This window comes from Bartonella sp. AU18XJBT (assembly GCF_028618595.1).
Lineage (GTDB): Bacteria > Pseudomonadota > Alphaproteobacteria > Rhizobiales > Rhizobiaceae > Bartonella.
In genome coordinates this window covers 1-10,692 of sequence record NZ_JAQITE010000040.1, presented here as the reverse complement: position 1 = coordinate 10,692, position 10,692 = coordinate 1, and the positions used below count along the sequence as shown (strand labels likewise).

Sequence of the window (10,692 nt, the reverse complement as noted above, 5' to 3'; positions counted from 1 at the left end):
TAAACACACAGCAACCTTAAGGGGGGATAATGATCACTAACGCACAAACCATTTTATGTCTTGATCTAGGGACTAAGACAGGCTGGGCGATATGCGGTGCGGATGGTCACATAACAAGCGATACAGAGGATTTTCAATCACGCCGTTTTGAAGGCGGTGGTATGCGTTATTTACGCTTTAAACGGTGGCTTACTGAACTAAAGAGATCTGTTGATGAAATTGACGCGGTGTATTTTGAAGAGGTGCGCCGGCATGTGGGTACAGACGCTTCTCATATTTATGGGGGCTTTCTAGCAACCTTAACAGCGTGGTGTGAACATCATCAGATACCATATGAAGGCATTCCGGTTGGCACAATTAAGAAGGCGACGACAGGAAAAGGCAATGCCTCAAAAGAAGAAATGATTAAGGCAATATGTTCCAAAGGACATACGCCTAAAGACGACAACGAAGCAGATGCTTTAGCAATTTTATATTTAAAGAAAGAAGGGGATGCGCATGTCTAATGCAATGCCATGGATAAGATTCCATTTGTATGACTGGATAAGTGGTACAAATGGAATGACATCTGAACAACGGGGGGTTTATATAACCCTTCTCGTTTGCATGTATGAAAAAAAAGAACCACTTAAAACAGATTTTGAAACGCTTGCACGTGCTTGCAATTGTTCGCAGAAAAAATTTGCAGCTATTGTTGAATATCTCATGAGGAATAATAAACTTGTTGAGACAGATAATGGATTGTGGAATGCGCGCGTTGAAGAAGAGATCAATAACCTCAGTGAAGAGCTAGATAATTTTACCTTTAATAATAAAGAAAAGGAGGTAAAATATGTCAACTAAATTACCGTGGACGAGGCTTTTTGCAGACAAGTGGCTTCTTGATCTTGCTTGTTTACCCGCAATTGAAGGCAATGTTTATATGCGATTGCGATTGCAAATGTTGCGCACTAGAGAGCCTCTTGTAAATGATGCGCAAATATTATCTCATTTTACGTGTTGTTCAGTAAAAAGATTTCAGAAGGCATTAGATTACTTATTTAGATCTGGACATATTGTTCTTTCAGAAGATGGTCATTTGTGGTGTCCAGATGTTGAAGAAGAATTAAAAAATTCAGACGAAACTTTAAATAAGTTTGCAGAAAGAGCAGCAAAAGCCGCCAATACGAGAAAACATAAGAATCAAGAAGATTCTTTAAGAAAGCCTCAAGATTCTTTAAGAAGTCTTGAAGATTCTTCAAGAGGGTACAATAACAATAACAATAACATATATAATAAAAAAACTAAAACTATCGTTTTAGCAAAAAAAGAAATTGATTTTGAAGATTTAGAAACAATCGATTTGGTTGACGAGCCAACAGAGGTTGCTGCTGTTGAGACCACATCAGAGCAAATCGCAACCTCATCAGAAAACCAACCTCCCATTCACGAGCAAGAGAACGTTTCCCAAAAAGCAAAACGAGCGAAAGCTAATCGCGGTTGTCGATTGCCTGCGGATTTTGAACCCGATTACAATTTCGCAATCGAAGAAGGTTTGCCTCTAGAGCGTGTGAAAATCGAAATCGCAAAGTTTCGAGATTATTGGAATGCCAAGACAGGTAAAGACGCTAGCAAGCGTGATTGGCAAGCAACATGGCGTAACTGGGTAAGAAATTCAAAAGATCATAAAATCAATAAACAAGGTAGAAACAATGGAAATTACACTCAAAAGCAAAAAAGCATTAGCGAAAAGTTCGCAGACAGCATTCTTGATATCGGAAATCGAGGGTACTTTGAAGCACGTTCACCCGATGATACCCCCGAGCGGTCCATTTGTTTTGAAGGATGGCAGCCAATTAACACAACAGCAGGAAGCGATAGCCTTAGATGCTTATGATCAATTGCAAGAGCTGTTTGCAATGAAAGCAAGCAAAGAAGATATAGCCAAAGCCGTTCGCATGCTGTCATGTGGTTTGAAAATATCACAACAATCAGATTATGAAGGCATGGCGTTGACTTATGGAATGGTTTTGGAAAATGTCTCGGCATGGTCACTGATGACAGCAGTTAAACGGATTTTATGTGATGAGATAGATGGTTTATCGGATACGTTTTTTCCGAGCACGCGTGAACTTGTAAGGTTGTGTCGTGATTTGGAAAACGATCTTTTGAGAAAAGCCGATTTTGTACGCCGTGTTGTTTTGAGATCCCGTGAAAAGCTTTTGAAAGAACAAGCAGCGAAAGAGCATTCAAAACCGCTTACGTTTATTCACAAGCAAAAACTTGAAGAGACTTTAAATGGCATTGGTGGGAGAGTGAAACACTTTGGTCAACAGCAAAATAGTGAAAAGTGCTGATCATTTTTGGATTAGGTATGTATTTAAATCGACAGAAAGGCACCGTACAACGTGATTTAAAGATTTTATGATGAAAACCATGTCTGCAATATAAAACGCTCTGTATGATCAAATTTGAGACAAATAGACCAATTGGTAAAATTAGGATTAAAGCATGTTCATTTTAAAACATTTATTCTTAACAATCTGTAAACAACCCATGCGAAAAAAGTGGGTTGCAACAGCTGTTGGTTATGTTCCTTGGGGAGACGGAGCAGAGGAGTATTTTTACAACCTCTACGAATATGAAGACGGCACAAGAGAGTGTGAAAAGTTTGATGGCGGACAGTATTATACCACACCAGAAAATGCGGATTTTAGTACCAAAGCGCAAGTGAAAGCTTGGGTTTACGGTGGTGCTATTCCGAAAAGCGTTCTCAATTACGAACCTCTTATAGACGAGATTAATAAAGAGATCAAAAAATTATCAGAAGTAGCTTGACATTATTTCTGTAATGTATATTTTCGATATTAGGTGCCTCAAAAACACCTTAAACGAACAGCGGATAGATTGCCGACACAATTTTTCTTCCGCACATTAAAGGCTTTGACTCATTGTATGTTACACGCATATAATGGCATTGTCGGGTGTAGTTGCGCTATACAATACCCTTTATGGGGAAAGCGTAACGACGGACTGTTCGCCGTGTTTTTGAGCGCCCGGCATTCTTTATTGAGTGTCAATCAAAAACGTCTAATCGAACAGGAGTTCACATGAACACTCTCATAGAAATTAAAGAACTAACAATTGATCAAGAAATTGTTCAAACAGTCAATGCACGTGAATTGCATACATTTTTAGAAGTAGGTCGCGACTTTACAACATGGATTAAAAACCGCATAAAAACATATAAATTTGTTCACACAAAAGACTATATTTTAACGTTCCCCAAAACGGGGGAGCGTCAAAATGTAAACATGACAGAGTACCATCTCACCCTAGACATGGCGAAAGAGCTTTCCATGGTTGAACGTAACGAGAAAGGACGTCAAGCACGCCGTTACTTTATTGAATGTGAAAAGAAACTAAGAAACCAATCTGTTGATTATGATCGTGATACGCGCTTTGATTTGCCAAGCTATTGGGAAGGTATGAACGCTGGTGAAAAAGTTTTATATCTTTTAGGTCCAATTCATGTGCGTCTTCTTGATGCCTTCAGAGTAGATGAAGAAAACAGAAAATATAAAGCTCTCATTAAAGAAGCAAAACAGGTTCTAGCAAGGTCTGCCGTAAAAGCAGCTTAGATTTAAAAACATAACTCCCCATTTTAAAAGTGGGGAGGAAGTTAAGCCGCATTTTTGATTGTGATAACGACTTTCTTGCCAAGAACACTCAGTGTTTGCTCTAATGTTTGAAGCTTAGTTGGATAATTTGGATCAAGAATGCGTCTTGCTTCTGTTTCTTTTTTACCCAAACGATTAGCCAATTCTGTTTTTGTGATATTCGCTTCATTAAAGGCTTCTACCACTGCAAGTTTAAGAGCATTCCAAGCATCTACCGTGACCTTTACAAGACCTTTATATTGCTGTGGTACTGGTAAAGGTAAACCGCGCATAGGATAGCTCCGTAATGCTAACCCTAAAGCTTCAACAGCATTCTCTAATGCCTCTGCTCTATTTTCTCCAGCTGTTATTGCTTCTGGTACATCTGGAAAGGTTACAATAAAACCACCATCTGGATCAGATTCCAGTTTTGCTTGATAAGTATACTCCATGTTTAGGTCTCCTCGCCATGATCAAAACGCTTTTGAAACGAAAAATTAAAGCTGTTGAGAGAACAACTCATACCCCCAACTGCTTTTTTATTATTTTCACGTAAAGTGGGGTCAATTCACCAGATTTTATAACGGTTGTCTTGTCTCCAAAAGTTACCAAATAATGTGACCCTTTACCTGCATCAGGAGCTTCACTGTTCAGGAGCTTCACTGTAATGAATGCCTCTTTTTCTGGCTTCTTTACGTAATTCTCTAAGCAGTGCTTCTCGTTTCATTGAGCCTCCCCTTTCTGCATAAAATGAATATCGCATAAAAAGGTTCGATAGTCAACAATAAATCGAACAAAAAAGTTTGATACAGACTCTTAATGAAAGGATATTTATTGAAAAGTCAAAAGCAGAAATCAGAAAGCCGTGACATGTTTTTTTGATGAATAATTTGTCAAATAATATTATAATGTAATACTTTAAAAAACTGTTATTAATAAACTGAAATAATTGAAAAAATAAGCAAATTATGCTAGGATTTTGTATGTTTTAAAGTGTAAATCTAATGGGGCTATAAATATGCTAAACAAAGTGACGTTAATCGGGCGCCTTGGTGCTGATCCCGAAAGCAAAACAATGAATTCTGGTGCCGAAATAGTCAATTTTAGGTTGGCTACTTCTGAAAGCTATACGGATAAAAACACGCACCAAAAAGTAGATAAAACTGAATGGCATTCCGTGGTAGTTTTTAATCCACATTTGGCAAAAATTGCTCTTCAGTATCTCAGTAAAGGTTCAAAGGTTTATGTAGAAGGCAAATTACAAACCCGTAAATGGCAAGATAAAAATGGGCATGATCGTTACACAACAGAGATTGTCTTGTCACAATATAAAGGCGAGTTGCATTTGCTTGATGCCAAGAAAGAGCAATCTACCCCCTCACCCATTACTTCTCAAAATTATGCTATCGCCTCAGGTACTCAAGATTATAGCGCATCTCTTAATGATAGCGTCCCATTCTGATTGAAAAAAATATGGCTAAAAGAAAAAAACATGCAAAACGTGGGCGTCCACGGATTAAGGGATGTACCAGAGAACCCAATGGTCGTATCTCACGAGCCAAAACACCACATGAACCCATAAATAAATTGGCAATAGAAATGCGTGCCAAACGTTTTGGCTTGACCATAGAAGAAGCAAAAAATCCACTTTCCGGTACTTATATCGGACGGCTTTATCTGAAAGGTGTGATTAATCAAGATCAATACGATGTTGCACAAAAATATATTGAAGTCAGAAATGATTATCTATGTGCAAAAACATTGCCTAGTGCAATTTATGATAAAATGCCCTCATCTTCTGATGAAGCAGCTAGAAAAAAATGGGTTGAATTTGCAACAAAACAATTTTTGAATATGCAAGAGGTAATAAAAGAAACACAAAACCTATATAAACAGCATAATTTTTATGCTGCGCTACAGTATCTTGTTAGTGAAGATCAAGAATTACCGTACCTTGTACCTTCATTGCGGATAATCCTTAACGCTCTCCAGAAACATTGTGGTTATTAAAAACATTGACTTAAAATAAGAAAAAGTTTAGTGTGTAAATATATACACATTATGAGATTAGGGAATGGAACAAAACAGCCGAAAGATAATTGCAAAATTAAAACGCGATGGCTTTGAACTTGTAAAAGTAAAAGGTTCGCACCATAAATTTAAAAAAGACGGTAAGGTTGTTATTGTTCCACATCCTAAAAAAAATCTTCCAATTGGTACAGCGCGTTCTATTGCACAACAAGCAGGCTGGTTTAAAAAAGGAGAAGAAGAATGAAAAGATTTTTTGCTCTTGTTCATAAAGATGAGGATTCTGCTTTTGGTGTTCAATTTCCTGATTTTGAAGGTCTATTCTCTGCTGCTGATGAAGAAGAAAATCTTATCATAAATGCAACCGAAGCTTTACAACTTTACTGCGAAGATATGGATACAGTGCCTGTTCCTTTAAAATTTGAAGAAGTGATACAACAGAAAGCTGTCAAAAAAGCTTTGTCAGAAGGAGCTTTTTTAATACAAGTTCCTTTTATTGAAAATGATTCAGAAGTCGTACGTACAAATATATCAATTGAACGAGGGCTTTTGCGTGCAATTGATAATTGTGCACAAAAAAGAGGTTTAACAAGATCTGCTTTTTTGGCAACAGCAGCCCGTCACGAGCTTAATATTTAGCCCATCAATATGGAGAAATTTCTCACTCTAGATTTTTTTGCAAAAGCGTATAATTACATATGATATACAAAATATTAATGAAAATCAAAAGGTGGCAGGCAAACAAAACGCTATAGTCAAGAGTGATATAACTATCATTGATATCATAACACGGCATCTAATATTTCTGGACCTGTCATTTCCTTTCTCTCCTATACTGCTCAATATTTATAAATATTTAGATAAAAAATACAAAATATAGATTTTTTCTATTGACAATGTGTAAAAAATTTTATTTAATGATCATGCTGTCCCTAGTTGTATTGTGTCTAAAATTCAAAAATATCCCCTAAAATTTGATAAAGCATTAAGCTCTAAAAGTGGTTTAACATACTGTTTTTATTGATAAAACAGACTAATCTATTTTGCAAATATCCAAAGCGATTAAATGCCATTAATTGACCAATGATGTCATTAATTCATTGCCTCAAAAGGAGCGAAGATGAAAGCAATCATCACGAAGCCAATGTGTGTTGTTGGCGATAATAAAAGCACTGTTCGTTTTGAAACTTCAACTCCCAATAATCCATTTGTTGAAGTTTCCAATCAAGTCTACGCACGTCTCAAGCGCGCTAATGCTGTAAAACCTTTTATTGGAGTCAAGACAACAGCAAAAACAGACAAGGCAGTTGAACAAATTAAGCAGATAGAACAAGAAGTCACACAAACATCATCTGAACCAGTGACAGAGGAAATTCCACTCGAACAGCCAAAAGCATCTAAAGCTTCCAAGTCACCTACTCCCAAAAAGGCTTAGAAGTTGAAGTTAATCATCCATCAAAAATGGTATCTTCAACAGGTGAAGGATACCTTCACCAGTCTTCAAGCACCACGCCTTAATTGGGCTTTGCGTAATGCTCTAAACACCTCTGCAAAACAAGTCGAACGCTTTACTGAAACACAAGTTGCCAAAGTTACATCCGCCCAATCAAAGCGTGTCAAAAAAGGGGTTTATATTAAAGGAAAGGCTACAGCAAAGCTTCTCGAGACAGATATCATTGGTTCTGGAACACCGATACCTCTTAAATTTTTTCAAGCAAGAGAAACAAAACGCGGTGTAACTTACACAATGTTTGGAAAGAAAGAAATCTTGCCCCATGCTTTTATCATGGGAGGCAGTTTTCCAAAACGTGTTGAGTTAAAAATGGGAGGGAATGTTTTTCAAAGAGATGATGGAGACCAATTCCCTATTGCAAAACAAGAAGGCCCCTCAATTGCTGGAGTGATGTCCAAGCCAGAAATTGCAAGTGCTATTGTAAAAAAAGCCAATGCAAGATTAATTGCCAACATACAGTACCAACTTGCTCGTCAAGAATATGCCGCCAATAAGAAAGCTAAATAATGTTCTTAAGCTATGTCACCACACTACTCATTTTAATTGTAATTTTTAAAGCAGATTATCACTTGCTCTTTGTTTTTTTCCATAAAAAAGTAAATAAAATCAATGCAAAAGGTACTTCCCAGCGGGTTGGGTCTGTTGCGGGGCAGGACAGCGCGAACTATCGCTAGCGACAGAATTTTTAAATTGACTGTACATTGTACACTTAACTCATTGATAAATAATGATTTCAATATGTACACTGTACAGTATGTGAAACGTTTTCTTAGCAAAAAATAATTTTTGTTACTTGACAATTCTATAGTAATAGGTATTTTCGAATCAGGTGCCTAAGAAACACCTCAAAACAACAAGCGGATTGGTTGCCGAAATAACTCTTTTTCCGCAATTTAAAAGCTTTGACTCATTGTATGCTACATGCATATAATAATATTGTCGGGTGTGGTTATGCCATATAATACCCTTTCGGGGAAAGCATAACGACGGGCTTGTTGCCGTGTTTCTTAGCGCCCGGCACTCTTTTAGAGTGTCATTAAGAAACGTCTAACAACAAGGAGTTCATCATGAACACTCTTATAGAAATATCAGAACAGGTCATTGATCAGGAAACAGTTCAAGCCGTCAACGCACGTGAATTGCATACGTTTTTAGAAGTCAAATCCGAATTTAGAAATTGGATAAAAAATCGCATTGAGGAGTATGGTTTCCTAGAAAATAAGGACTTTATAAGTTTCGCTAAAATTTTAGCGAAACTTAATACCTTTCAAGAAAATCAAGGCTTTGTGAGTTTCGGTAAAAATTTACCGAAACCTAAAGGCGGTCGTCCAAGTACAGAATATCACATCACGTTAGACATGGCGAAAGAGCTCTCTATGGTTGAACGTAACGAAAAAGGACGTCAAGCACGCCGTTACTTTATTGAATGTGAAAAGAAACTGAGAAACCAAGCTGTTGATTATTGTGATGATATACGTTTTGCTTTCCCAAAAGATTGGGACAAAATGTCTCCAACTAAAAAGGCTGTTTACATTTATGGTCCACTCCATATGCATCTTGTTAAAGCCTTTACATTGGTAGAAGAGAGCAAACATTATAAAGCTTTAATTAAAGAAGCAAAACAAGTCTTAGAAAGATCTGTCGTAAAGGTTGCTTAACTTAAAAACACATCTCCCCTCCCCGTTCTGAAAATGGGGAGGTGGTTTAAAGATCAAGTTTTGAATGGGAGCCCAGGCGCACTAAAATCAATCGATCTTGACTAATCAAGCGATAAATCAATACTAAGTCAGGTCGAATATGGCAATCTCGATAATTGCTCCAATTCCCAGTCAATGCATGGTCATGATATCGAGGTTCTAAAGGCTGGTTATTTGCTAATGCTGCAATGATTTGGCGCAAATCAGTATCTAAAAGATGCCGATACCGCCCTTTCATTTCACGCTTGAAATCACGTTTGAAGATAGTGGTACGTTCAATCGTCCGCATAGAGATCATCAAATAATTCGTCTACGGAATGAAACTTTTTTAAGTTACCTTCCTCTAGTTCTGCAAAAGCCGCTATAGTTTCCGCATTAGGTTGAAACAAGAAGGACGGAATAGCTTTATCTTGTGCAATACGCGTCATCAACACTCTCACAACATCACTTACTGATAAACCTGAAGCTTGAATAACTTGATTAGCGATATTTTGAATTTCTTCTGGTACACGCGCTTGAACCATACGACTGGCAGCCATAATGACTTCTCCTCTTGTAACTGTATTTCAATGTAATACAATTGAAGTTTAATTTCAACTGTAAAGCACATTTTTTAGAGTGGCGAGATCGTTTGGCTTAACAACCACTTGCTTTTTTTAAGACTTCACCCATACGTGTTCGCCAGTCTTTTCCTTGTTTTTTAAAAGAGGCAATAACGTTTGGGTCAAGGCGTAGAGTAACCGCTTGTTTGGGAGATTCAACGGGTGGACGCCCACGCTTACGGCGTTCTTCTGTTACATACTTAAAAAAGGAGGCTGGTAAAACGTCTTTAGCTGGCTTTAGACGTGCAAGTTCTTCATCTGTCAATGGTGGAGAATCCACAGCGTCCCAATCTTCTTTTGTGTAGCCACATCCTATTTCAAAGGTTTTTTTGATAGTCATTGAAAACCTCTCTTTCTTTTTTATTCGCTTGACGAAAGCTGATAATGGATATTGCTTCATTGCCAAGCTTTGCAAAAACAATAACTGTTGTGCCATCCGCAAAATGTCCAATAGCCTTCATGCGGTTTGAATGGGTTGCATCAATAAAAGCATGTTCCCAGTCAAAGTAAATAACATCAGCAAAATCAAGCTTATGCTTAACAATGTTTAAAGCTCTTTTTGGTTCATCCCACATTATCTTCATATATTTTATGTACACGAAAAATATGATACCGTAAACAAAAAAGTGTACAATAATTCGTATATACCATTCAAAATGGAGCAACTATGAATAAGAAAACGCGTGAGGGTCTATCGGTTCGTGCGTTTGCGAAGAAGATGGGTGTTTCACATAATGCGGTGGTTTCTCGGATAAAGACAGGTAAATTTGATGCAGCTCTTTTTGAAGATGGTTCTGTTAATGAAGCCCTTGCAACAGCTATCTGGAACCAAAATCCTACCAAGAAAGCTCATCAGAAATCTACACGAATTAAACAGGATTCCGTGAAAGCAGCCAATGAATTTGAGATCAAATTGGAGCGAATGCAGGTTGCGTTAGCAAAAGAAAAGATTGCTCTGGAAAAGTTACGCGAAACAACTGTTGATCGAGAAGAAGTGAGAAAAGAAGCATGGAACTTTGGAAGAGCGCATCGAGATACAATGCTCAATTTTGCCTATCGCTTTGGTGCTGAAATTGCGGCGCAAGTCGGATGTGATGCTGCGAGCCTTATTGGAGCTATCGATCATCATATGCGCAAAGCTTTAATGGAAAATGTCGTTCCTGTCTCTTTTCACGATCCCAATATTTTAGAAGAGAATCCAGAACATGATAAGT

The 10,692-nt window shown here is 37.6% G+C and carries 19 protein-coding genes and 1 pseudogene; 14 read left to right on the top strand and 6 right to left on the bottom strand.

Annotation, left to right across the window (positions count from 1 at the left end):
* Positions 1–29: 29 nt before the first annotated feature.
* The 6 genes from PVV60_RS08485 to PVV60_RS08460 all read left to right on the top strand — a co-directional run bounded on the left by PVV60_RS08485 (position 30) and on the right by PVV60_RS08460 (position 3,620).
* Positions 30–506 (top strand): crossover junction endodeoxyribonuclease RuvC, encoded by a 477-nt coding sequence (locus PVV60_RS08485; protein WP_273724270.1) that lies wholly within the window; start codon positions 30–32, stop codon positions 504–506.
* On the top strand, positions 499–843 hold the full coding sequence (locus tag PVV60_RS08480; RefSeq protein WP_273724268.1) for a YdaU family protein: 345 nt from the start codon (positions 499–501) through the stop codon (positions 841–843). Before PVV60_RS08485 ends, PVV60_RS08480 begins: the two co-directional genes overlap by 8 nt.
* Complete coding sequence (locus PVV60_RS08475; RefSeq protein ID WP_273724267.1) at positions 833–1,876, top strand: hypothetical protein; 1,044 nt, start codon at positions 833–835, stop codon at positions 1,874–1,876. The genes PVV60_RS08480 and PVV60_RS08475 overlap by 11 nt, the downstream gene beginning before the upstream one ends.
* The gene (locus tag PVV60_RS08470) at positions 1,818–2,336 is read left to right on the top strand and encodes a hypothetical protein (RefSeq protein ID WP_273724265.1); all 519 of its coding nucleotides are present in this window, start codon (positions 1,818–1,820) and stop codon (positions 2,334–2,336) included. The genes PVV60_RS08475 and PVV60_RS08470 overlap by 59 nt, the downstream gene beginning before the upstream one ends.
* A gap of 154 nt (positions 2,337–2,490) precedes the next feature.
* Positions 2,491–2,817, top strand: coding sequence for a hypothetical protein (locus PVV60_RS08465; protein WP_273724264.1), 327 nt, complete (start codon positions 2,491–2,493; stop codon positions 2,815–2,817).
* Between the two features lie 272 nt (positions 2,818–3,089).
* Complete coding sequence (locus tag PVV60_RS08460; RefSeq protein ID WP_273724262.1) at positions 3,090–3,620, top strand: antA/AntB antirepressor family protein; 531 nt, start codon at positions 3,090–3,092, stop codon at positions 3,618–3,620.
* A 41-nt stretch (positions 3,621–3,661) separates the two neighbouring features.
* Here PVV60_RS08460 and PVV60_RS08455 read toward each other — a convergent pair whose 3' ends face one another.
* The gene (locus PVV60_RS08455; RefSeq protein ID WP_273724260.1) at positions 3,662–4,090 is read right to left on the bottom strand and encodes a type II toxin-antitoxin system HicB family antitoxin; all 429 of its coding nucleotides are present in this window, start codon (positions 4,088–4,090) and stop codon (positions 3,662–3,664) included.
* A gap of 67 nt (positions 4,091–4,157) precedes the next feature.
* Positions 4,158–4,365, bottom strand: a pseudogene (locus PVV60_RS08450) (hypothetical protein).
* A gap of 291 nt (positions 4,366–4,656) precedes the next feature.
* Here PVV60_RS08450 and ssb point away from each other — a divergent pair.
* The 7 genes from ssb (at position 4,657) to PVV60_RS08415 (ending at position 8,837) form a co-directional block, all read left to right on the top strand.
* Positions 4,657–5,100: a single-stranded DNA-binding protein gene (gene ssb, locus PVV60_RS08445; RefSeq protein ID WP_273724258.1), complete on the top strand. Its 444-nt coding sequence runs from the start codon at positions 4,657–4,659 to the stop codon at positions 5,098–5,100.
* A gap of 11 nt (positions 5,101–5,111) precedes the next feature.
* Positions 5,112–5,648, top strand: a complete 537-nt coding sequence (locus PVV60_RS08440) for a hypothetical protein (RefSeq protein WP_273724256.1) — start codon at positions 5,112–5,114, stop codon at positions 5,646–5,648.
* 64 nt (positions 5,649–5,712) lie between these two features.
* A complete protein-coding gene (locus PVV60_RS08435) occupies positions 5,713–5,913 on the top strand; it encodes a type II toxin-antitoxin system HicA family toxin (RefSeq protein ID WP_034447446.1) in 201 nt (66 codons plus the stop codon).
* A complete protein-coding gene (locus PVV60_RS08430) occupies positions 5,910–6,305 on the top strand; it encodes a type II toxin-antitoxin system HicB family antitoxin (protein ID WP_273724252.1) in 396 nt (131 codons plus the stop codon). Before PVV60_RS08435 ends, PVV60_RS08430 begins: the two co-directional genes overlap by 4 nt.
* 481 nt (positions 6,306–6,786) lie before the next feature.
* Entirely contained in the window at positions 6,787–7,101 is a 315-nt protein-coding gene (locus PVV60_RS08425; protein ID WP_273724250.1) for a hypothetical protein, read from the top strand.
* 3 nt (positions 7,102–7,104) lie between these two features.
* Entirely contained in the window at positions 7,105–7,686 is a 582-nt protein-coding gene (locus PVV60_RS08420; RefSeq protein WP_273724248.1) for a hypothetical protein, read from the top strand.
* A gap of 560 nt (positions 7,687–8,246) precedes the next feature.
* Entirely contained in the window at positions 8,247–8,837 is a 591-nt protein-coding gene (locus PVV60_RS08415) for an antA/AntB antirepressor family protein (RefSeq protein ID WP_273724246.1), read from the top strand.
* Between the two features lie 46 nt (positions 8,838–8,883).
* Here the strand turns inward: PVV60_RS08415 and PVV60_RS08410 are convergent, their stop codons facing one another.
* The 4 genes from PVV60_RS08410 to PVV60_RS08395 form a co-directional block, all read right to left on the bottom strand.
* On the bottom strand, positions 8,884–9,165 hold the full coding sequence (locus PVV60_RS08410) for a type II toxin-antitoxin system YafQ family toxin (protein WP_273724272.1): 282 nt from the start codon (positions 9,163–9,165) through the stop codon (positions 8,884–8,886).
* Positions 9,152–9,415 (bottom strand): type II toxin-antitoxin system RelB/DinJ family antitoxin, encoded by a 264-nt coding sequence (locus tag PVV60_RS08405; RefSeq protein ID WP_004861501.1) that lies wholly within the window; start codon positions 9,413–9,415, stop codon positions 9,152–9,154. The genes PVV60_RS08410 and PVV60_RS08405 overlap by 14 nt, the downstream gene beginning before the upstream one ends.
* Positions 9,416–9,512: 97 nt before the next feature.
* Positions 9,513–9,818, bottom strand: a complete 306-nt coding sequence (locus PVV60_RS08400) for a BrnA antitoxin family protein (protein ID WP_273724245.1) — start codon at positions 9,816–9,818, stop codon at positions 9,513–9,515.
* Positions 9,796–10,062 (bottom strand): BrnT family toxin, encoded by a 267-nt coding sequence (locus PVV60_RS08395; protein ID WP_273724243.1) that lies wholly within the window; start codon positions 10,060–10,062, stop codon positions 9,796–9,798. The genes PVV60_RS08400 and PVV60_RS08395 overlap by 23 nt, the downstream gene beginning before the upstream one ends.
* Positions 10,063–10,145: 83 nt before the next feature.
* On the opposite strand from PVV60_RS08395, the gene PVV60_RS08390 reads away from it, so the two are divergent.
* On the top strand, positions 10,146–10,692 hold a 547-nt coding region (locus tag PVV60_RS08390), incomplete at its 3' end, for a hypothetical protein (protein WP_273724241.1).

Excerpts from the sequence above, each read along its gene's own strand:
- PVV60_RS08415 (WP_273724246.1), top strand. The coding sequence starts at position 8,247 with ATGAACACTCTTATAGAAATATCAGAACAGGTCATTGATCAGGAAACA.
- PVV60_RS08405 (WP_004861501.1), bottom strand. The coding sequence starts at position 9,415 with ATGGCTGCCAGTCGTATGGTTCAAGCGCGTGTACCAGAAGAAATTCAA.
- PVV60_RS08410 (WP_273724272.1), bottom strand. The coding sequence starts at position 9,165 with ATGCGGACGATTGAACGTACCACTATCTTCAAACGTGATTTCAAGCGT.
- PVV60_RS08430 (WP_273724252.1), top strand. The coding sequence starts at position 5,910 with ATGAAAAGATTTTTTGCTCTTGTTCATAAAGATGAGGATTCTGCTTTT.
- PVV60_RS08435 (WP_034447446.1), top strand. The coding sequence starts at position 5,713 with ATGGAACAAAACAGCCGAAAGATAATTGCAAAATTAAAACGCGATGGC.
- PVV60_RS08400 (WP_273724245.1), bottom strand. The coding sequence starts at position 9,818 with ATGACTATCAAAAAAACCTTTGAAATAGGATGTGGCTACACAAAAGAA.
- PVV60_RS08485 (WP_273724270.1), top strand. The coding sequence starts at position 30 with ATGATCACTAACGCACAAACCATTTTATGTCTTGATCTAGGGACTAAG.
- PVV60_RS08475 (WP_273724267.1), top strand. The coding sequence starts at position 833 with ATGTCAACTAAATTACCGTGGACGAGGCTTTTTGCAGACAAGTGGCTT.
- PVV60_RS08425 (WP_273724250.1), top strand. The coding sequence starts at position 6,787 with ATGAAAGCAATCATCACGAAGCCAATGTGTGTTGTTGGCGATAATAAA.
- PVV60_RS08465 (WP_273724264.1), top strand. The coding sequence starts at position 2,491 with ATGTTCATTTTAAAACATTTATTCTTAACAATCTGTAAACAACCCATG.
- PVV60_RS08440 (WP_273724256.1), top strand. The coding sequence starts at position 5,112 with ATGGCTAAAAGAAAAAAACATGCAAAACGTGGGCGTCCACGGATTAAG.
- PVV60_RS08480 (WP_273724268.1), top strand. The coding sequence starts at position 499 with ATGTCTAATGCAATGCCATGGATAAGATTCCATTTGTATGACTGGATA.
- PVV60_RS08395 (WP_273724243.1), bottom strand. The coding sequence starts at position 10,062 with ATGAAGATAATGTGGGATGAACCAAAAAGAGCTTTAAACATTGTTAAG.
- PVV60_RS08460 (WP_273724262.1), top strand. The coding sequence starts at position 3,090 with ATGAACACTCTCATAGAAATTAAAGAACTAACAATTGATCAAGAAATT.
- PVV60_RS08455 (WP_273724260.1), bottom strand. The coding sequence starts at position 4,090 with ATGGAGTATACTTATCAAGCAAAACTGGAATCTGATCCAGATGGTGGT.
- ssb (WP_273724258.1), top strand. The coding sequence starts at position 4,657 with ATGCTAAACAAAGTGACGTTAATCGGGCGCCTTGGTGCTGATCCCGAA.